General features: G+C 68.7%; 8 protein-coding genes. 7 read left to right on the top strand and 1 reads right to left on the bottom strand.

Going from position 1 to position 22,340, the window contains the following annotated elements:
- Positions 1-40 precede the first annotated feature (40 nt).
- Together xerD and AC5P74_RS12105 are read left to right on the top strand one after the other, a co-directional pair.
- Positions 41-1,018 (top strand): site-specific tyrosine recombinase XerD, encoded by a 978-nt coding sequence (xerD, locus tag AC5P74_RS12100; RefSeq protein ID WP_171957965.1) that lies wholly within the window; start codon positions 41-43, stop codon positions 1,016-1,018.
- 100 nt (positions 1,019-1,118) lie between these two features.
- Positions 1,119-1,904: a thioredoxin fold domain-containing protein gene (locus AC5P74_RS12105; RefSeq protein ID WP_053500398.1), complete on the top strand. Its 786-nt coding sequence runs from the start codon at positions 1,119-1,121 to the stop codon at positions 1,902-1,904.
- 120 nt (positions 1,905-2,024) lie between these two features.
- Here AC5P74_RS12105 and AC5P74_RS12110 read toward each other — a convergent pair whose 3' ends face one another.
- Positions 2,025-4,124: a glycosyl hydrolase family 18 protein gene (locus tag AC5P74_RS12110; protein ID WP_495204953.1), complete on the bottom strand. Its 2,100-nt coding sequence runs from the start codon at positions 4,122-4,124 to the stop codon at positions 2,025-2,027.
- 816 nt (positions 4,125-4,940) lie between these two features.
- On the opposite strand from AC5P74_RS12110, the gene purL reads away from it, so the two are divergent.
- From purL to xpsF, 5 genes are all read left to right on the top strand, one after another.
- The gene (purL, locus tag AC5P74_RS12115) at positions 4,941-8,825 is read left to right on the top strand and encodes a phosphoribosylformylglycinamidine synthase (RefSeq protein ID WP_154582251.1); all 3,885 of its coding nucleotides are present in this window, start codon (positions 4,941-4,943) and stop codon (positions 8,823-8,825) included.
- A gap of 438 nt (positions 8,826-9,263) precedes the next feature.
- The gene (locus AC5P74_RS12120; RefSeq protein WP_495204954.1) at positions 9,264-17,177 is read left to right on the top strand and encodes an ESPR-type extended signal peptide-containing protein; all 7,914 of its coding nucleotides are present in this window, start codon (positions 9,264-9,266) and stop codon (positions 17,175-17,177) included.
- A gap of 158 nt (positions 17,178-17,335) precedes the next feature.
- The gene (locus tag AC5P74_RS12125; protein WP_495204967.1) at positions 17,336-19,189 is read left to right on the top strand and encodes a S8 family peptidase; all 1,854 of its coding nucleotides are present in this window, start codon (positions 17,336-17,338) and stop codon (positions 19,187-19,189) included.
- A gap of 136 nt (positions 19,190-19,325) precedes the next feature.
- Complete coding sequence (gene gspE, locus AC5P74_RS12130) at positions 19,326-21,047, top strand: type II secretion system ATPase GspE (protein WP_053499707.1); 1,722 nt, start codon at positions 19,326-19,328, stop codon at positions 21,045-21,047.
- A 24-nt stretch (positions 21,048-21,071) separates the two neighbouring features.
- Positions 21,072-22,292: a type II secretion system protein XpsF gene (xpsF, locus tag AC5P74_RS12135; RefSeq protein WP_005415224.1), complete on the top strand. Its 1,221-nt coding sequence runs from the start codon at positions 21,072-21,074 to the stop codon at positions 22,290-22,292.
- Positions 22,293-22,340: the final 48 nt, after the last annotated feature.

Below are 22,340 nucleotides of genomic sequence, written 5' to 3' on the forward strand. Positions count from 1 at the left end.
AAGCTGGCCGTGCCCGCAGTGGCCCTCGTATCCTGCACGCATGGCCCTTGTCTCCACCCCCGCAGAACGCCGCCAGCTGGTCCAGCAACTGCCCGAGCTTCGCGCCGACGACGGCGTGCGCATCCAACGCTTCCTCGATGCGATCTGGGCCGAGAACGGCCTGGCCCGTGCCACCCTCGACAGTTACCGGCGTGACCTGGAAGGGCTGGCGCGCTGGATGGATGGGCGCGACGGTGGCCTGGCCGGCATCGAGCGTCCTGGGCTGTTCGATTATCTGGCCTGGCGCACCCGGCATGGCTGGTCACCGCGCAGCAACGCGCGCCTGCTGTCGGCGTTGCGGGCGTTCTTCGCCGATGGCGTGCGCCGCGGCGAACGCAGCGAGGATCCCAGCGCGCTGCTGGACCCGCCGAAGTTGCCACGGCTGCTGCCCAAGGCGCTGGCCGAGAGCCAGATCGATGGGCTGCTGGCGGCCCCGGACGTCGACAGCCCATTGGGCCTGCGCGATCGCGCCATGCTGGAACTGATGTATGCCGCCGGCCTGCGCGTGAGTGAACTGGTGCTGCTGCCCGCGACGGCGGTCAACCTGCGCCAGGGCGTGCTGAGGGTCACCGGCAAGGGCAGCAAGGAACGGCTGGTGCCGCTGGGAGAGGAATCCCAGCACTGGCTGGAGCGTTACCTGCAGCAGTCGCGCCCGCAGCTGGTCGGCAAGGGCAAGGTGCATGCCCTGGCGGATGGGCAGGCCCCGTTGTTCATCGAACCGACGCTGCATGCGCTGACCCGGCAGGCGTTCTGGCATCTGGTCAAGCGCCACGCACAGGTGGCCGGCATCGACCCGGCGCGGATCAGCCCGCATGGGCTGCGGCACAGCTTCGCCACCCATCTGCTCAACCGCGGTGCCGACCTGCGCGCGCTGCAGATGCTGCTCGGCCACAGTTCATTGTCGACCACCCAGATCTACACCCTGGTAGCGCGCGAGCACCTGCAGAAGCTGCACGCCCGCCACCATCCGCGTGGCTGAGTGCCGGGCTGAATCGCTGCCCGGGGCGCTGCCGGGCGTGGCCGCCCGGTACCGGCGGCTGTGTCAGAATCCGGGGTCTTCTTCTGTCGCGGACCGCTCCATGCTCCGATTTGCCATCGCCGCCGTGTTCGGTGCGCTCAGCCTGACCGCCTGCGCCCAGCCGGCTCCGCCGGCCGCCAAGGCACCCGCCGCCGCTGCGGCCAAGGCCAATCCGGCCGCGAATGCGCCGGCCGACCAGGCGGTACGCGCCGCATTGACCGCGTTGAACCCCGGTTTCCAGGTGGACTACATTGGCGCCGCACCGTTCCCCGGCTTCCGCGAGGTCGTCGTTTCAGGCCAGCTTCTGTATGTGTCCGATGACGGCCGCTATCTGTTCCAGTCTCAGCCCTACGACACCCGCGCCAAGGGCCCGGCCAACAGCGAAGGCCTGCTCGGCTATCGCCGCGGCCTGCTGGCCAAGGCCAACCACGGCGATCGCATCGTGTTCGCCGCGCCGAACGCCAAGTACACCATCAGCGTGTTCACCGACATCGAGTGTGGTTACTGCCGCAAGCTGCACCAGGACATCGCCGAGCTCAACCGCAACGGCATCACCGTCGAGTACCTGGCGTTCCCGCGCATGGGCCTGGGCAGCAAGGACTACACCGACATGATTTCGGTCTGGTGTGCAGCGGATCGTCGCCAGGCGCTGACCAACGCCAAGCGCGGCGGCAACGTTCCCGCCAGGAACTGCACCAATCCGGTGGCGATGCAGTACGCGCTGGGCCAGCAGCTGGGCGTGAATGGTACGCCGGCGATCTTCGCGCCGGACGGCACCCAGCTGGGGGGCTACCTGCCGCCGGCACAGCTGCGTGCGGCGTTGGAGAAGCTGTCGGCCAAGCGCTGATCGCCGCCGACCTTGTTTCTGTAGAGCCGAGCCCATGCTCGGCTGATGTTTCCGCAGCCGAGCATGGGCTCGGCTCTACAGGTAGGAAGCCGGGGGCGCGCAGCACCCCCGGCTTTTCCCTTATTTCAGGCCATCACTGACTGCCTTGGTCAGCGTGCCCTGCGCATCGTCACCGCTGAACTCCCAGACGAACGCGCCGCCCAGGCCCTGGGTCTTCACGTAACCCATCTTGCGGGTGATGTTGGCCGGGGTGTCGAAGCTCCACAGCGTGCTGCCGTTGTAGATCCAGGTGGCACCGGCGGTGTTGTCGGTGTAGCCCGGCCACGCCAGGTTCTTCAGCACCTTCCAGTCCTCGATGCCGGCTTCATACGTGCCCGGGGCAGCACCGCTGGCGGCCTGGTACAGGCCGTTGTTGGCATTGGCCACGCCGGTCCAGCCGCGCCCGTAGTAGCCGATGCCCAGGTTGAGCTTGGCGGCGGGCACGCCACGGCTGATGAAGGCCTCGATGGCGTCGTTGCTGTTGTACAGCTTCTGGTCGCCGGTGGACGGATCATTCGGCGAATCGAACAGCGCCGACTGGTGATTGGTCTTCGCATCCCACGCGCCGTGGAAGTCGTAGGTCATCACGTTGATGTAGTCCAGGTACGGGTGGTACGCCGCCGGATCTGTGACGCGGATCTTGTCGATGCCGGCACCCACCGCCACCGTCAGCAACAGGCCCGGACGCACCGCATCGAGCTGGCGGCGGAACTCGGCCATCAGCGCGGTGAAGTTGGCGTTGTCTTCCGGCTTGCCGCATTCGATGCCGCAGGCCACCGGGTATTCCCAGTCGATGTCGATGCCGTCGAACACGCCCAGCGCCGCACCGGCGCCGCCGGCACCGTCGGTCACCGGCAGGTTGCCCTTGATGTAGGCGTCGATGCACGAGGCAACGAAGGCCTGGCGGTTTTCCGGGCGCGCCGCGCTGGAGAAGCCGCGCGACCAGGTCCAGCCACCCAGCGAGATCAGTACCTTCAGGTTCGGGTACTTGGCCTTGAGCTGCTTGAGCTGGTTCCAGTTGCCGCGCAGCGGCTGGTCCCAGGTATCGGCGCTGCCGCTGACACTCTCGGCGGCACTGAAGGCCTTGGTGTAGTCGGCGAAGGCATCGCCACCGGCACCGCTGTTCGGATCCGACGGCTGGGTGATGCCGACTTCGCAGCGATTGTTGCGCACGTTGCCGAACGCGTAGTTGATGTGGGTCAGGCGCGCCGCCGAACCGCTGCTGTCGATGTTCTTGACCCGGTAGTTGCGGCCGTAGATGCCCCACTGGGTGAAGTAACCGATGACCCGCTTGCCGGTGGTGCCGCCGTCACCGGCCAGCGTGGTGGCGCTGATCTCGGTGCCCTGCGCCGACGCGTTGCCGGCGTTGTCGCGCGCCCGCACGCGGTAACGGTAGGTGGTCGATGCGGTCAGCCCCCCATCCACATAGCTGGCACTGGACGGCGAACCGACCAGGCTTCCGTTACGGTACACGTCATAGCCGGCCAGGCCACTGCCACCGGTGTTGTCGGTGGATGGGCTCCAGCTGAGCGCGATGCTGTTGGCAGTGCGCGTTCCGGCCGCCAGCCCGCCGGGCACGCTCGGCGCGGTGGTATCGCCACCGGCAGCGTTGACGGTGATGGTGATGGTCGCGGTGCTGCTGGTGGCGTTGTTGTTGTCGGTAGCGACCGCGCGCAGGGTGTGGCTGCCGGCGCTGGCATTGGTCCAGTTGGCCGCGTACGGCGCACTGGTGGCCACGCCGAGCGTGCTGCCGTCGCGGAAGAATTCGACCTTGGCGACGCTGCCGTCCGGATCGCTGGCGGTGGCGGTCACGTTGACCGTGCTGCCGGCACTGAAGGTGGCGCCGTTGGCCGGCGAGGTCAGGCTGACCACCGGCGGCTGGTTGGTGGCGCTGCCATCGCAGGCACCGAGGTTGGTGTAGTAGGGCGCGCCGGCCGGATGGTCCGGTGGCGCGTTCCAGATGTCCTGGTTCGCCCGATAGAGGACGCCTCCTTTCTGCAGGGTATCGCCGGCCCGGTAGATCTTGGCCTGGTCCCACTGGGCCACGCCAGCACAGCTGGCAGCCTGCGCCAGGCCGGGCAGGGCGGCGCTGCCGGCGGCCAGGGCAAGCAGCCAGGCCAGATGGCGGGGACGACAGCTTCGGGTCGAACGTTCGGCACTGCGCACAATCGGGTCGTACATGGGTGAGTCTCCGATCAAAGGGCGCGCGGGCCCCGATGGCGCCGCGCGTGACGCAGGTCCGGGCATCGCCCGGGAAGGCGACGGAGGGGCCGGACGGAGGCACCTGGGAGGCCGGGGAGAGAGTCCGGCGCCAGGTGGGGACAACGTTGTCATCAATTGCGTGGTCAATCCGTGAGCAAGCGCATGGTTCGGCGATTTGGGCGGAAAGCGGCGCTGCGCGCGGTCGGCGGCCATCGGCGGAGCCCCCTCGTGGCTGGGGCTTGCCGCGAACAGCGGATTTCTGGGGGTTGGCCGGGCGGGTGGGCTGCGCAGGGGGCGCTGCAAGTACGTCCATGTAAGCTCGGTCGCCGCATCCATGCGGCTCACGCCCCTGCGCAGCCCACCCGCCCGGCCACGGACAGGTTCCTGCGCGGCCAGCCACGAAAGACAGAAGAAAAAACAAAGGCAAAAGCCGGTCGCTGCGCTCTTCAATGCCTGATTTCTGACATTTCCTGGTTGCCGGCCAGCGGCCGGCCCTACCGGGAAGCGTCCACGCATGGCCGCAGATCGCGGGAAACTGTCGGGGCGGGGTGGTGGGAGCCAGCAGGACCGTTGGCGCCATGGATGGCGCCATCGAGCCCCCATGGATGGGTTTACGGCGTGTCCTGCTGGCTCCCACCGCCCTGCCAGCTCACAGAAGCCAGCTCTTGCTGTTGCTTTGGCCGTTGCCGTTGCTTCGGCCCTGGCCTCGGCGGGTGCCGGGCGCCGCCCGGCCAAAGCCCACCCCCTGCTTCCGGTACAATGTCGGGCCCGTTTCCCAACTACGGTTCCCCGGACATGATGGTCCTCGAGGGCGCGCCCGCCCTGTCGCCGTTCCGCCGCGAACGTCTTGAATCCCGCCTGCAGTCCATCGCTCCCTCCCTGCGCATCAGCGGCGCTTGGCACGTCTACTTCGTGCAGCCCGAAGGCAGCGCCGCCCCCGACCTGACCACGCTGTGCCGCATCCTCGAAGCGGCGCCGCAGGCCGAAGCCGTGGCCGAAGGCGCAGTCAGCCGCATCGTGGTGCCGCGCCTGGGCACGCTGTCGCCCTGGTCGAGCAAGGCCACCGAACTGGTCCGCGGTGCCGGCCAGCCGGTCAGCCGGGTCGAACGTGGCCTGCGCATCGACGTGCAGGGCTGGCCGGCCGATGCCGACGCTCAGCAGGCGCTGGTCAAGGCGCTGCACGACCCGATGACGCAGTCGGTGCTGGAGACCGTGGAGCAGGGCCAGGCGCTGTTCTCGGCGCCGGCGCGTGGCGAGCTGGAACGCGTGCCGGTGGACCAGCTGGAGGCCGCCAACCAGCGCCTCGGCCTGGCCATGGCCCAGGACGAGATCGACTACCTGCGTGAACGCTTCACCGCGCTGGGCCGCTCGCCGTCGGACGTGGAACTGATGATGTTCGCGCAGGCCAATTCCGAGCACTGCCGCCACAAGATCTTCAACGCCAGCTGGACCATCGACGGCCAGGAGCAGGACCGCTCGCTGTTCCGGATGATCAAGAACACCCACCAGCAGACCCCGCAGCACACGCTCAGCGCGTACAGCGACAACGCCGCGGTGATCGAAGGCCATCCGGCGTCGCGCTATCGCCCCGATCCGGCCAGTGGCGAATACCGCCGCGAAGCGCAGGTGCCCAGTGCCTTCCAGATCAAGGTGGAAACCCACAACCACCCAACCGCGATCGCACCGTTCCCGGGCGCCTCGACCGGCGCGGGCGGCGAGATCCGCGACGAAGGCGCGACCGGCCGCGGTGGCAAGCCGAAGGCGGGCCTGACCGGCTTTTCGGTCTCGCACCTGCGCATTCCGGAATTGCCGCAGCCGTGGGAGGCGCCGCGCGCGCTGAACCCGCGCATGGCACCGGCGCTGGAAATCATGACCGACGGCCCGCTCGGCGGCGCCGCGTTCAACAACGAGTTCGGCCGCCCGAACCTGCTCGGCTACTTCCGCAGCTTCGAGCTGCCGGAAGGCGCCGACCTGGTGCGCGCGTACGACAAGCCGATCATGCTGGCCGGTGGCCTCGGCGCGATCGACCGCGTCCAGGTCGACAAGATCCCGCTGCAGGCCGGTGATGCGGTGATCGTGCTGGGTGGCCCGGCGATGCTGATCGGCCTGGGCGGCGGTGCGGCCAGTTCGGTGGCCTCCGGTGAAAGCGCCGAGGACCTGGACTTCGCCAGCGTGCAGCGCGACAACCCGGAAATGGAGCGCCGCTGCCAGGAGGTCATCGACCGCTGCGTGGCGATGGGCGCCAACAACCCGATCAAGTTCTTCCACGACGTCGGCGCCGGTGGCCTGTCCAACGCCATCCCCGAACTGCTGCACGACTCGAACGTCGGTGGTGTCATCGACCTGGGCAAGGTGCCCACCGATGATCCGTCGCTGTCGCCGATGCAGCTGTGGTGCAACGAGTCGCAGGAACGCTACGTGCTGGGCGTGGCCCAGGAACGCCTGGCCGAGTTCGCCGCGCTGTGCGCCCGCGAGCGCTGCCCGTTCGCTGCGGTTGGTGTGGCCACCGCCGAGGAACATCTGGTGGTGGCCTACGGTGCCGTGCCGGGCCACACCCCGGCCGATGCACCGATCGACCTGCCGATGGACGTGCTGTTCGGCAAGCCGCCGAAGATGCACCGCGATACCGCGCACCCGCCGGCACCGCGCTGGCCGGCGCTGAAGACCGGTGGCCTGGACCTGCAGGAAGCCGGCCTGCGCGTGCTCGCGCACCCGACCGTGGCCTCGAAGAACTTCCTGGTCACCATCGGTGATCGCAGCGTCGGCGGCCTGACCGCGCGCGAGCAGATGGTCGGCCCGTGGCAGCTGCCGGTGGCCGACGTGGCAATCACCCTGGCCGACTTCGACGGCGTAGCCGGTGAGGCGATGTCGATCGGCGAGCGCACCCCGCTGGCCCTGCTCGATGCCGCTGCTTCGGCACGCATGGCGGTGGGCGAAGCGCTGACCAACCTGTGCGCGGCCCCGGTCGATGCGCTGGATGAGATCAAGCTGTCGGCGAACTGGATGGCCGCGGCCGGTCACCCGGGCGAAGACGCGCTGCTGTACGACGCGGTGAAGGCGGTGGGCATGGAACTCTGCCCGCAGCTGGACATCAGCATCCCGGTGGGCAAGGACTCGCTGTCAATGCAGGCGCAGTGGCACGACCAGGGTGAAGCGCACAAGAGTGTGTCGCCGGTGTCGCTGGTGATCTCGGCGTTCGCGCCGGTCGCCGACGCGCGCCAGCAGTTGACCCCGCTGCTCGACCGGGAGGTGGACAGCGAGCTGTGGCTGATCGGCCTCGGTGCCGGCAAGCAGCGCCTGGGGGGTTCGATCCTGGCCCAGGTGCATGCCGACCACGGCGACCTGCCGGCCTTCGCCGGTGCCGCCCCGGACCTGGACGATCCGCAGCGCCTGCGGGGTTTCTTCGAGCTGATCCGCGATGCACGCCAGTCCGGCCTGCTGCTGGCCTATCACGACCGCAGCGACGGCGGTGCTTTCGCCGCGCTGTGCGAAATGGCCTTCACCTCGCGCCTGGGCCTGGACATCGCCCTCGATGCCTGGGGTGACGATCCGTTCCGCAGCCTGTTCAACGAAGAACTGGGCGCGGTGGTGCAGATCGCGCGCGAAGACCGTGCAGCGTTTGCCGACCTGGTTGAACGCCATGCATTGACCGAATGCGCGCAGCGCATCGCCAAGCCAACCACCGCACCGGTGGTGCGCGTGTCGCTGGGCGGCGAGAACCTGGCCGAGTGGCGCTGGGAGGCCTTGTTCGATGCCTGGTGGTCGGTCACCCACGCGATGCAGAAGCGCCGCGACAACCCGGCCAATGCCGATGCCGAGCGCGAGGTCGCGCGTGCCTTCAACGCACCGGGCCTGAAGCCGAAGCTCAGCTTCGACCTCAACGAGGATGTGGCGGCACCGTTCATCAGCAGCGGTGCGCGTCCGCGCGTGGCGGTGCTGCGCGAGCAGGGCGTCAACGGCCAGATCGAAATGGCCAACGCCTTCGAGCGTGCCGGCTTCCGTGCCTTCGACGTGCACATGAGCGACCTGATTGAAGGCCGCGTGGCCCTGCAGGATTTCACCGGCCTGGTGGCCTGTGGTGGCTTCAGCTATGGCGACGTGCTCGGTGCCGGCCGTGGCTGGGCCACCTCGATCCTGGAGCGCAGCGCACTGCGTGATGCCTTCGCCGCGTTCTTCGCGCGCGAAGACAGCTTCGCGCTGGGCGTATGCAACGGCTGCCAGATGATGAGCCAGCTGAAGAACATCATTCCGGGTGCCGAGCACTGGCCGCAGTTCCGTCGCAACGCCAGCGAGCAGTTCGAAGCCCGCACCGCGCTGCTGGAAGTGGTGGAATCGCCGTCGATCCTGCTGCGTGGCATGGCCGGCTCGCGCCTGCAGGTGGCGGTGGCGCATGGTGAAGGCCAGGCCGTGTTCGACAATGCCGTCGACCAGGCTGCTGCACGTGTCTCGCTGCGCTACATCGATGGCAATGGCAAGGTGGCCAGCCAGTACCCGCTGAACCCGAACGGTTCGCCGGACGGCATCACCGGCCTGACCAGCAGCGACGGCCGCGTCACCATCATGATGCCGCACCCGGAACGTACCCCGCGCGCGCTCAACCTGAGCTGGGCACCGGCGGAATGGCAGGGTGATTCGCCGTGGATGCGCATGTTCCGCAACGCGCGGGTGTGGTGCGGCTGATCGCATCGTTCCGCGCAGGCCGCAATGCCACCGCGTATGAAAAACCCGCCGCTTCGTCGGCGGGTTTTTCTTTGCACGCGTGAAACCCTTGTCGCGCCCGCTAGTTACATCGGTTTTCATGCGCCAGCGGTCCGTCACGCGTACCTAACAAAATACTTTTATAAACACGTGAAATGGTGAACTGCTTCACGGCAATAGCATTTGTCGTGTCAAAGTCTTGACGATCTGCAAAGTTGCCGTTAACACTTGAACCCCGTTTCAGAACCATTCATTCCGCAGTAACCGCTCGGCGCACGCGCTCGGTTTTCTGTCGCTGCGCGCCGTTCGGCAATACCCCGCAGTAAATCACGCGAATAAACGCCCCCAGGGGACGTTGGGCCACAAGGCCCGGCGGTGGCGTTGCTTTGCCCAAAACCAGTCCAATCAGGAGCCGTACCGATGAATCGGATTTATCGCAAGGTCTGGAACAAAGCATTGGGTCAGTTGGTGGTGGCCTCGGAACTGGCCTCCTCCGACAGCAGCGGTGGTGTTGTCGACCAGCGCCGCGATACGACACAGGCCACGCCCGCGCTGTTGGCGGTGGCACTGGGCCTGGTATTGGGATTGGGCATGAGCGGTTCCGCCATTGCACAGTCAGTGCAGATCGGCGGCAGCGCTACCTGCGTCGCATTCAGCGGCAAGCTGCTGGAAAAGTGCCTGATCGAAGGCTCGGCCACGGCCAAGGGCAGCAACGCGGTGGCGATCGGCAGCAACAGCAATGCCAGCGCCGCCAACAGCGTGGCGCTGGGCGCTGGCTCCAAAGCAGCGCGGGCCAATACCGTGTCCGTCGGCGACGCCGGCAAGGAACGGCAGATCACCAACGTGGCCGCTGGTACCCAGGCCACCGATGCGGTGAACAAGTCACAGCTGGATGCGCAGGCGCGCGCCACGCAGGCCGCGCTGGCGGATGTCGCCGCAGATGGAAACCGCTACTTCAAGGCCGATGGCGCAGGTGATGACAGCGACGCGGCGAAGATCGACGGGCAGGGCGCGGTTGCAGCGGGCGCCGGTGCGCAGTCGTTGGCCAATGCCACCACCGCCATCGGTACCCAGGCGATTGCCGCCGGCCTGGGCGCCAGCGCGTTCGGCCAGGGCGCATTGGCAATCGGTGACGCCAGCGTGGTGGTTGGGCAGAGTGCTGCCGCGTTCGGTCTTGGTGACACCGCTGTCGGCGCCAGTGCCTATGCTGCAAGCGAGAATGGCGCGGCCACCGCCCTGGGTGCGCTGTCCGAAGCCACCGCCGATGGCGCCACTGCCGTGGGTGGCGGTGCGGTGGCGATGGGCCCGGGCAGTACCGCACTGGGCCGCGGCGCCACTGCCGCCAATGAAGCATCAATCGCGGTGGGTGCGTTCAGCACCGCCGTCGGTGAGTACAGTACCGCGCTGGGGTCCAACTCGGCGGCGGTTGCCACCGGCAGCGTGGCGCTGGGCGCCGGCTCGCTGGCCGATCGCGTCGATACCGTCTCTGTCGGCGCCGCCGAATATGGCCTGACCCGGCAGATCACCAGCGTCGCTGCGGGTACTGAAGATACCGACGCGGTCAATGTCGGCCAGTTGAAGAACGTGGCCGCCGTGGCCGATGCCACGGCCAAGCGTTTCCAGGCCACTGGCAGCAGCAACAGCGATGCCGGCGCGCTGGCCGAAGGTGACGAGGCACTGGCGGCCGGCGAGGCGGCCAACGCCATCGGCAACGGCACCACCGCCGTGGGTGCCGGCGCCACGGCCGTTGCGCAGAACGCCACCGCCGTCGGCAACAACGCGCTGGCGTCGGGCCAGAACAGCGCGGCGTTCGGCAACAACGCACAGGCCAACGGCCCGGGCAGTGTCGCCGTCGGTGGTGCTGCGGTGGATGCCGATGGCAATCCGCTGATCACCAGTGGTGGCGTGCCAGTGGAAACCGGCGCCACCAGCGCAGGTGTCGGTGGCACCGCAGTCGGTGCCAGTGCCGAAGCCAGTGGATTTGCGGCGTCGTCCTACGGCGTTGGCGCGTATGCCGCCGGTGCGCAGTCGTCCGCATTCGGTGCGGTCGCCAATGCCATCGGTGACTACTCCACCGCACTGGGTACGCAGAGCACCGCCACCGGTACCAGCAGCGTCGCCATCGGCGGCCCGGCCGACCTGATTCCGGGCCTGGGCTTCTTCGTGCAGACCCAGGCCAGCGGCGAAGCCGCCACCGCGGTCGGCGCCGGCGCTATCGCCAGCGGTGATCGTGCGGTGGCCAACGGCAGCCTGACCGAAGCTTCCGGTGCGGAATCCACCGCCGTCGGCTACTTCGCCTATGCCCCGGGTGAGAATGCCAGCGCGCTCGGTGCGCAGACCTGGGCCAGCGGTGCGCAGAGCACCGCGGTGGGCTACTACGCCACTGCACGTGGCGCCAACAGCGTCGCGCTCGGCGCGAATTCCGAAGCGGTGCGCGCCAACAGCGTGGCCGTGGGCAGTGCCGGCAACGAGCGGCAGATCACCAGCGTTGCCGCGGGCAGTGAAGCCACCGATGCGGTCAATCTGGCCCAGTTGAAGGGGGTCGCTGCCGTGGCTGATGCCACCGCCAAGCACTTCCAGGCCACCGGCAGCAGCAACAGCGATGCCGGTGCGCTGGCCGAAGGCGAAGATGCGCTGGCCGCTGGCGAGGCGGCCAATGCGATCGGCAATGGCACCAGTGCACTGGGTGCGGGCGCCGTCGCCATCGCGCAGAGCGCCACTGCCGTCGGCAGCAACGCGCTGGCCTCGGGGCAGGGCAGCGCGGCCTTCGGCGCGGCGGCCACCGCCAGTGGCAGCAACGCCACCGCCCTGGGAACGCAGAGCAGCGCCACCGGCGCTGGCAGCGTCGCCATCGGTGGCCCGGCCGACATCGTGCCGGGCATGGGACTGTATGTGCAGACGCGGGCCAGCGGTGTGTCCTCCACCGCGGTCGGTGGTGGCGCCGTCGCCAGTGGTGACCGCTCCTTGGCCAATGGCAGCTTCACCGAAGCGGTGGGTGCCGAGTCCACCGCGCTGGGCTACTTTGCCTATGCCGCCGGCGACAACGCCAGTGCATTGGGTGCGCAGACCTGGGCCATCGGCAAGGACAGCACGGCCATCGGTTACTACGCCACCGCTGGCGCCGAAAACAGCGTCGCGCTGGGCGCCTATTCGGGCTCCAACCGGGCCAATACGGTGGCCGTGGGTACCAATGGCAATGAACGCCAGATCGTCAGCGTGGCCGCGGGAACGCAGGCGACGGATGCAGTGAACAAGGCGCAGCTGGATGCCGTGGCCAGCACCGCCGACAGCACCGCGCGCTTCTTCCAGGCACAGCCCGAAGCGGGCAGCGATACCGGTGCATTGGCCGACGGCGAAGGTGCGGTTGCGGCGGGTTCGTCGAGCAATGCGATCGGCGCCGGCGCGGTCGCGCACGGTGCAGCAGCCTCGGCCATCGGTGACGACGCCGTGGCGGTAGGTCGCAACAGCAACGCCACCGGCAATGGCGGGGTTGCCATCGGTGGCCTCGGCCAGGCCTACGACGAATACAACCAGCCGATCATCGGTGCTGACGGCACGGCACAGCAGGTCGGTACCACCGCCGTTGCCGACGCTACGGCGGTCGGCAGCGGTGCGCAGGCCACTGGTGCCGTGAGCAGCGCGTTCGGCAATGCCGCCAAGGCCAGTGGCGACAACAGCTTCGCGGCCGGCGGCAAGTCGCGTGCGACCGGCAGCTATGCCGTTGCGGTCGGTGACAGCGCCTTCGCCAGCAGCGATGACAGCACCGCTGTCGGTGGCTACAGCTGGGCCACGGCCAGTGGTGCGAGCGCCTTCGGTTCAGGTGCATGGGCCACCGCCACCAACGCCTCGGCGTTCGGCAACGCGGCATGGGCCAGCGGCAGTGGCGCAACCTCCATCGGCTACAACAGCTGGGCCAATGGTGCCAGCTCAACCGCAGTCGGCCGTGGTGCCTTCGGCTATGGCGACAACAGCGTGGCGCTGGGCTTCCAGGCGCTGGGTAACAGCCTCAACAGCATTGCCATCGGCACCAACACGGTGGCCGGTGGTGAAAGCGCGATCGCGCTCGGGGCCGGTAGCAACGCCAGCGCCAGCAACGCTGTCGCGCTCGGCGCCGGCTCGGTTGCCAACCGCGCCCGCAGCGTGTCGGTCGGCAGCACCGGCAACGAGCGGCAGATCACCAACGTCGCCGCTGGCACCCAGGCCACCGATGCGGTGAATAAGGCGCAGCTGGATGCGGTGGCGAGTACCGCCACCACCACCAGCCGCTTCTTCCAGGCCAGTGGCAGCGGCGGTGACGTGGCCGGTGCGCTGGTGGACGGTGACAACGCGCTGGCCGCCGGTGATGCGGCCAACGCCATCGGCAACGGTGCCACCGCACTCGGCAGTGGTGCCAATGCGCTGGCCAACAACGCGCAGGCGATCGGTTTCAACGCGCTGGCCAGCGCCGCCAACGCCAGCGCCGTCGGTGCCAACGCACAGGCGACCGGTGAGTACGCCACCGCGCAGGGTGCGGAAAGCGAAGCCAGCGGCGAGCAGAGCGCGGCGTTCGGTGCCGCCAGCATCGCCAGTGGTGCCGGCAGTACCGCCAACGGTGTGTTGTCCGAAGCCTCCGGCGAGGAAGCCGTGGCGGTGGGCTACTTCAGCAACGCCAGCGGCAGCGGCGCCACGGCGGTCGGCAGCGAGAGCGTCGCCAGCGGCACCGCGTCGGCAGCGTTCGGCATCGGCGCCGAAGCGACCGGTGGCTACAGCACCGCCATCGGTGGCTACTCCCAGGCATCGGCGTTCAACGCCACCGCCTTCGGCAACTTCGCCAGTGCCACCGGTTCCAACAGCGTGGCGTTGGGCGGCGACTCCGAGGCGTCGGGTGCCTACAGCACCGCCACCGGCCAGGGTAGCCTGGCCACCGGCACCAACAGCGTCGCCGTCGGTGGTTCGCTGTTTGGCGTGCTGGCCACCGAAGCATCGGGCAATTACTCCACCGCCGTCGGTGGTGGCGCCTGGTCCGGTGGCATCAACAGCACCGCACTGGGCAACGCCGCTGAATCGCGCGCGGCCAACAGCGTGGCGCTGGGCGCCGATTCGATCGCGGACCGCGACAACACCGTGTCGGTGGGCGGTGGTGGCAATACCCGCCAGATCACCAACGTGGCCGCTGGCACGCAGGGCAATGATGCGGTCAACAAGAACCAGCTCGACGCCGTAGCGGCTGCAGCGGACAAGACCAGCAGGCAGTTCCAGGCCAGTGGCAGCGCCGATGGTGAAACCGGCGCCTTGGTCGAGGGCGACAACGCGCTGGCGGGCGGTGATGCGGCCAACGCCATCGGCAACGGTGCCACCGCACTCGGCAGCGGCGCCAATGCACTGGCGGCCAACGCCACGGCGGTCGGCGTCGATGCGCTGGCCACCGGCAACAACGCCGCAGCACTGGGCAGTACCGCACAGGCCACCGGCGAAGACAGCCTTGCGCTCGGTACCGGCGCCAGCGCCAGCGAGCTCGGCGCCAGCGCGGTAGGGGCGCGTGCGCAGGCCAGTGGTGCGTACAGCACCGCGACCGGCACCGAATCCAACGCCAGTGGCACGCAGGCACTGGCCAGTGGCTTCCGCAGTGCCGCCTCTGCCGATGGCACCACCGCCGTCGGTGGCTATGCCGAAGCGAGCGGACGCCTCGGCACCGCGTTGGGCTACGGCTCGGCCGCCAGCGGGGCCAACACCACGGCAGTGGGCTTCGGCGCCGCCGCGGCCGGTAGCGGTGCCGTTGCGGTCGGCCAGTCCAGCGAAGCCAGTGGCGCTGAGAGCGTGGCCATCGGTGGCAGCACCTTCTTCGGCCTGATCCCGTCGCGCGCCAGCGGCACCGGTGCAGCGGCATTCGGTGCGGGTGCCTGGGCGACCGAAGATTACGCCACCGCGATCGGCTGGAATTCGTGGGCGGATGCCGCAGATGGCACGGCACTGGGCGCCAGTGCCACGGCCAGTGGGTTGAACAGCGTGGCGCTGGGCGCCGGCTCCAAGGCCGAGCGCGACAATACCGTGGCCGTGGGCACCGCGGGCGGTGAGCGCCAGGTGACGCATGTGGCAGCCGGCACCGAGGCCACCGACGCGGTGAACAAAGGCCAGCTGGACGCGGTTGCCAGCGTTGCCGACAGGACTGGCCGGCAGTTCCAGGCCAGCGGCAACGCCGATGGCGAAGCCGGTGCCCTGGTCGACGGTGACAACGCACTGGCCGCCGGCAACGCGGCCAACGCCGTCGGCAACGGCGCCACCGCGCTGGGCAGCGGAGCCAACGCCATGGCCGTCAACGCCACCGCCGTCGGCGTCGATGCCCTGGCCACCGGCAACAACGCGGCGGCACTGGGCAGCAACGCGCAGGCCAGTGGTGTCGACAGTGTGGCCGTGGGCAGCGGCGCCAGCGCCAGCGAACTCGGTTCCAGCGCCAGTGGTGCTGGCGCCCAAGCCAAGGGCGCCTACAGCACTGCCAGCGGTGCGCAGGCCACGGCCAGTGGCACGCAGTCGCAGGCCAGTGGTTTCCGCGCCACTGCCTCGGCCGATGGCGCTTCCGCGCTGGGCAGCTATGCCGAAGCCAGTGGCCGGCTTGGTACGGCGGTCGGCTACGGCAGCAAGGCCACCGGTGCGAATGCCACCGCAGTGGGTGTCAGCGCCAATGCGTCGGCGGCCGGCAGCATCGCACTGGGTGCCGGTTCGGTGGCTGATCGTGCCAATACCGTGTCAGTGGGCAGCAGCACCAGTGATCGTCAGATCACCCGTGTCGCCGCTGGTACCGAGCGCACCGATGCAGTCAATCGTGGCCAGCTCGATGCGGTCGCGGCGACCGCCGATGGCACCGCACGCTACGTCAAGGCCACTGGTGCGGGTACCGCCAGTGCCAGCGGCAGCGATGCCGCTGCGGTCGGTTCGGCCGCCAGTGCCAGTGGTGCACGCAGCAATGCGCTGGGTGCCAACGCGATGGCCATTGGCAATGGTGCGCTTGCACTGGGCAACAGCGCCGGCGCGTCCGGTGCGAACTCGGTGGCTCTGGGTGCGGGCTCGCGTGCGCTCGATGCCAACGTGGTGTCGGTCGGCGGTGGCAATGGCACCGATGGCCCGGCCACGCGGCGGATCGTCAATGTGGCCGACGGCCGCATCGCTGCCGGCAGCAGCGATGCGGTCACCGGTTCGCAGCTCAACGTCACCAACCAGCGCGTGGGCGCAGTGGAAACCCGCGTGGGTGATTTCGATTCGCGCATCGCGACGGTCGAGACCACGGCGGCCAGCGCAGTCGGCTATGACGACGCCAGCCGTGATCGCCTGACCCTGTCCGGCTTCCAGGGCACCACCATCGACAACGTCGGTGCCGGCAGCATCGCCGCCGGCAGTCGCCAGGCGATCAATGGCGGGCAGTTGTTCCAGTCGCTCAGTGATGCCGCCAGCTTCCTCGGCGGTGGCGCCAGCGTCGGCATGCAGGGTGTGTTCGTGGCGCCGAACTATGTGATCCAGGGCGCGACGTACAGCAACGTCGGCGATGCGCTCGGTGCGCTGGACCGCAAGGTCAGTGAGATTGACCGTCGTACTGCCGGTGGCACGCGTGCAGGTGCTTCCAGCCTGCGCGCAATGAGTGCGTCGCTGGATGAGAGCCCGCTGGCCAGCATGGCCGACGCACCGGCCACCGCCGATGCGGCACCGGCCAGCACCGCACGCGTGCAGGGCGCGCCGACTGCCGCCGCCGCCGGTGCCGGTGCCGGGATTCCGGTTGGCACCCCGGCCACCGGCTTCAATGCCGTCGCCATGGGTGAAGGCGCAGTGGCCAGTGGCGCCTCGTCCACCGCCATCGGCCAGGGCGCCAGTGCCACTGCTGCCAACGCGGTGGCTTTGGGCCAGGGCTCGGTTGCCGATCGTGCCAATACGGTGTCGGTGGGCAGCGAAGGCAACGAACGCCAGGTCACCAACGTCGCCGCCGGCACCACCGCCACCGACGCTGTCAACAAGGGCCAGCTGGATCGTGGCATGGCCACCGCCAACAGCTACACCGACAGCCGCGTGCAGGCCGTCGCCGATAGCTTCGATGTGTTCAAGGGCGAGATCGACGGGCGCCTGCGCCACATGGATCGTCGCATCGACCGCCAGGGCGCGATGAGTGCGGCGATGCTCAACATGGCCACCAGTGCCGCCGGCATCCGCACCCAGAACCGGGTCGGCGTCGGCATCGGTTTCCAGGGCGGCGAGTCGGCGTTGTCGCTGGGCTACCAGCGTGCGATCAGCGATCGCGCCACGGTCACCTTCGGCGGCGCCTTCAGCAGTGACGACAGCTCGGTCGGCGTTGGTGCCGGCTTCGGCTGGTAAGCCAAACCACTGCGCCGGCGGCCACCCACGCCGGCGCATCACCTGCAACGAGGGCCTGGGGGGAGGTCACGGCAATCCCGGCTGGGCCGGCCGGGAGTCGTCAAGGAATGATGGCCGCAGTGTTGGTTCGATCCATGACCCAGAAGAGGAATTTCGACGTGATCAAGAAGCAGAACCTTCGCATCAATGTGCTTGCCGCCGCCGTGCTGTCGATTGCCGCGGTGGGTGCCGTCCACGCCGCCGGGTTGCCGACCCGTGAACCGGTGCGCCAGGCCAGCACCGCCGAGCCGGGCGCCGAGCGCATCATCGTCAAGTATCGTGCCGGCACCGCTGCGGCGGGCGACCGTTCGGCCAAGCTGTCCACCGTGCAGTCCGCGCTGACCCGCGCCAGCCTGTCCGGTGGCACCGCCCGCGCCAGCACGCTGGGCCCGCAGGTCGTGCGCAGGCTCGGCGTCGGTGCCGACCTGATCCGCCTGCAGGGGCGCCTGGCGCCTGCGGAACTGCAGCGCGTGCTGAAGGAACTGAAGGCCGACCCGGCCGTGCAGTACGCCGAAGCCGACGTGAAGCTGCGCCGCACCGAGCTGCGCGCCGGTGACGTGCAGCCGGCGCTGGCGCCGAACGACCCGTACTACCAGCAGTACCAGTGGCACCTGCACAACGCCACCGGTGGCATCAACGCACCGTCGGCGTGGGATGTATCGCAGGGCGAGGGCGTGGTGGTAGCCGTGCTCGACACCGGCATCCTGCCGCAGCACCCGGACCTGGTCGGCAACCTGCTGGAAGGCTACGACTTCATCAGCGATGCCGAGACGTCGCGCCGTGCCACCAACGATCGCGTGCCGGGCGCGCAGGACTATGGCGACTGGGTCGAGAACGACAACGAGTGCTACACCGGCTCCGTCGCGGAGGACAGCTCCTGGCACGGTACCCATGTGGCCGGCACCGTGGCCGAGCAGACCAACAACGGCGTCGGCATGGCCGGTGTCGCGCACAAGGCCAAGGTGCTGCCGGTCCGCGTGCTCGGCAAGTGCGGTGGCTACCTTTCCGATATCGCCGACGCCATCACCTGGGCCTCCGGCGGCACCGTGGCGGGCGTGCCCGCCAATGCCAACCCGGCCGAGATCATCAACATGAGCCTGGGTGGAAGCGGCAGCTGTGACGGAACCTACCAGGATGCGATCAACGGCGCGATCTCGCGTGGCACCACCGTGGTCGTGGCGGCCGGCAACGAGACCGACAACGCATCCAAGTACCGTCCGGCCAGTTGCGACGGCGTGGTGACCGTCGGCGCCACCCGCATCACCGGCGGCATCACCTACTACTCCAACTACGGCACCCGCGTGGACCTGTCCGGCCCCGGCGGCGGTGGCAGCGTGGACGGCAACCCGGGTGGCTACGTCTGGCAGTCCGGTTCCGATGCGGCCACCACCCCGCAGTCGGGCAGCTACAGCTACATGGGCATGGGCGGCACGTCGATGGCCTCGCCGCACGTGGCTGCCGTTGCTGCACTGGTGCAGAGCGCGCTGATCGCCAAGGGCAAGGATCCGCTGGCCCCCGCCGCGATGCGCACGCTGCTGAAGGAAACCGCGCGCCCGTTCCCGGTCAGCATTCCGGCCGCCACCCCGATCGGCACCGGCATCGTCGATGCCAAGGCGGCGCTGGCCAAGGCACTGGAAGAGCCGTGCACCGAGAACTGCGGGCCGGTGGCGACGCCGCTGACCAACAAGGCCGCGGTGGGGGGACTGAACGGTACGGCTGGCAGCAGCCGCCTGTACAGCTTCGAGGCAGCCGCTGGCAAGCAGTTCAGCGTGATCACCTACGGTGGCACCGGCAACGTGTCGGTCTACATTGCCCAGGGACGCGAGCCGAGCGCCAGCGACAACGATGGCAAGTCGACCCGTCCCGGCACGTCCGAAACGGTACGGGTGAACAAGCCGGTGGCAGGCACCTACTACATCAAGGTGGTGGGCGAAGCGGCCTACAACGGCGTCAGCATCCTCGCCACGCAGTAAACCTGTCGTGTCGTAGTTGAACGGCCGAGGCCCGTCATCCTGTGTGACGGGCTTCGTCTTTTTACGAAAGCTGGCGGCAGGGCGGCGGAAATCATGGCTTAACTGCTAAAGTCGGTCCGATTGACAGGAGAGTCACGTGAACGCGCTCGCTGCAACCGTTACCGACGATGCCGAAGGCCGCATCCTGGATGCGCTGCTGGCACGCGGCCGGCTCAAGGAAGGAGACCTGGCGCGCGCGCGGCCGCTGCACGCCGAGGCCGGCGGCAGCCTGCTGGGCCTGCTGGTGCGCCTGGGCCTGGTGTCTGAACGCGACCAGGCACAGGCCAGCGCCGAGGTGCTGGGCCTGCCGCTGCTGGAGGGCAAGCAGGTGCCGGAGGCCCCGCCGCAGGCGCTGGCCGAAGGACTACCGCTGTCGCTGCGTTTCCTGAAGCAGTTCCATGTGTGCCCGCTGGAGTTGAATGAACACGGGGTGCGTCTGTGGCTGGCCGATGCCCACGATGCCTATCCGCAGCAGGCCGTACAGTTGGCGCTGGGGGTTCCGGTGACACCGGTGCTGGGCATGCGCGCGGAGATCGATGACCTGGTCGAGCGCTGGTTCGGCCAGGGCCGCAGCGCGATGGGCGCGATCGTGGAAACCGCCGATGGCGAGGGCGGCGCGGTCGACGATATCGAGCACCTGCGCGACCTCGCTTCGGAAGCGCCGGTGATCCGTCTGGTCAACCTGGTGATCCAGCGTGCGGTGGAACTGCGCGCTTCGGATATCCATGTCGAACCGTTCGAGAGCCGGTTGAAAGTCCGCTACCGGGTCGATGGCGTGCTGGTGGAGGGCGAGAGCCCGCCGGCCAATCTCACCGCCGCGGTGATCAGCCGCATCAAGATCATGGCGCGGCTCAACATCGCCGAGCGCCGCCTGCCGCAGGACGGCCGCATCATGCTGCGCGTGCAGGGCAAGGAGCTGGACCTGCGCGTGAGTACCGTGCCCACCGCGCATGGCGAAAGCGTGGTGATGCGCCTGCTGGACCGCGAAACGGTGGTCTTCGATTTCCACCGGCTCGGCTTCACCGACGCCTTCCTGCCGCAGTTCCGCAAGGTGCTGGAACAGCCGCACGGCATCCTGCTGGTGACCGGCCCGACCGGCTCGGGCAAGACCACCACGCTGTACACCGCGCTGAGCCAGCTCAACACCGCCGACGTCAAGATCATCACGGTGGAAGATCCGGTCGAATACCAGATCGAGGGCATCAACCAGATCCAGGCCAAGCCGCAGATCGGCCTGGATTTCGCCAACGCGCTGCGCAGCATCGTCCGCCAGGATCCGGACATCATCATGATCGGTGAAATGCGCGACCTGGAAACCGCGCGCATCGCCATCCAGTCGGCACTGACCGGCCACCTGGTGCTGTCCACCCTGCACACCAACAATGCGGCCGGTGGCATCACCCGCCTGCTCGACATGGGCGTGGAGGATTACCTGCTCACCTCGACCATCAACGGCATCCTGGCCCAGCGCCTGGTGCGCCGGCTGGAGCCCACCCATGCCGAACGCTACGCAGCCTCGCCAGAGGAGATCGAACGCTTCGAGCTGCGCCGCCTGCAGCCGGAGGGACCGATCCACCTTTACCGCCCGAAGCCCTCGGCGCTGGCGCCGACCGGCTATCTCGGGCGTACCACCATCATGGAATTCCTGGTGATGAACGATGCGCTGCGGCGTGCGGTGATGCGTCGCGATGGCATGGGCGAGATCGAGCGCATCGCCCGCGAAGCCGGCATGCGCACCATGTACGAGGATGGCCTGTCCAAGGCGCTGAGCGGACAGACCACCATCGAGGAAGTGCTGCGCGTGACCGAGGAAAGCTGATGCGCGCAGGACGCCGGGGCTGACATGCCGAACTACCGCTACAAGGCGCTCAATCCGCACGGTGAGGTCTTCGACGGGCAGATGGAAGCGGCCAGCGAGGCCGAGCTGATCGCGCGCCTGCAGGACCAGGGCCACCTGCCGATGGAGACGCAGCTGGCCGACGCCGGCGCGATCGGCGGCCGCAGCTGGCGCAACCTGCTGCAGCAGCGCCCCCTGCAGGGCGCCGCCCTGCTGCAGTTCACCCAGCAGCTGGCGACCCTGCTCGGTGCCGGCCAGCCGCTGGACCGCGCGCTGTCGATCCTGCTGGGGTTGCCCGAGGACGAACGATCGCGCCGCGCGATCACCGACATCCGCGACGTGGTGCGCGGCGGTGCACCGCTGTCCACCGCGCTGGAACGCCAGCATGGGCTGTTCTCGCGCCTTTACGTGAACATGGTGCGCGCCGGCGAAGCCGGCGGCAGCCTGCATGAAACCCTGCAACGCCTGGCCGACTACCTGGAGCGCAGCCGCGCGCTGCAGGGCAAGGTCATCAACGCGCTGGTCTACCCGGCGATCCTGCTGGTGGTGGTGGGCGGTGCGCTGCTGTTCCTGCTTGGCTACGTGGTGCCGCAGTTCGCGCAGATGTACGAGAGCCTGGACGTGGCGCTGCCGTGGTTCACCAATGCGGTCCTGCAGCTGGGCCTGTTCGTGCGCGACTGGTGGGTGCTGCTGCTGGTGGTGCCGGCGCTGCTGGCGCTGTTCTTCGAGCGCAAGGCGCGGCAACCGGCGTTCCGGCTGGCGCTGGATGGCTGGTTGCTGCAACGCCGTGGCATCGGCCGTCTCGTCGGTGAACTGGAGACCGCGCGCCTGGCGCGCACGCTGGGCACCTTGCTGCGCAACGGCGTGCCCCTGCTGGGCGCACTGGGCATCGCGCGCAACGTACTGGGCAACCGCGCGCTGGCCGCCGATGTGGAAGCGGCCGCCGATGAAGTGAAAAATGGTGCCGGCCTGTCGCTGGCACTGTCGCGCGGCAAGCGCTTCCCGCGCCTGGCCCTGCAGATGATCCAGGTCGGCGAGGAATCCGGCGCCCTCGATACCATGCTGCTGAAGGCCGCCGACACCTTCGAACAGGATAGTGCCCGGCGCATCGACCGCCTGCTGGCGGCGATGGTGCCGGCGATCACCCTGGTGCTGGCCTCGGTGGTGGGCGCGGTGATCGTGGCCGTGCTGGTGCCGCTGTACGACCTGACCAATGCCATCGGTTGACGATGGCACTCCCTGCAACCCCGACACTCCGCAACTGAAAGGACCGTC

Source organism: Stenotrophomonas sp. YJH_SMC_94-11 (assembly GCF_059370435.1).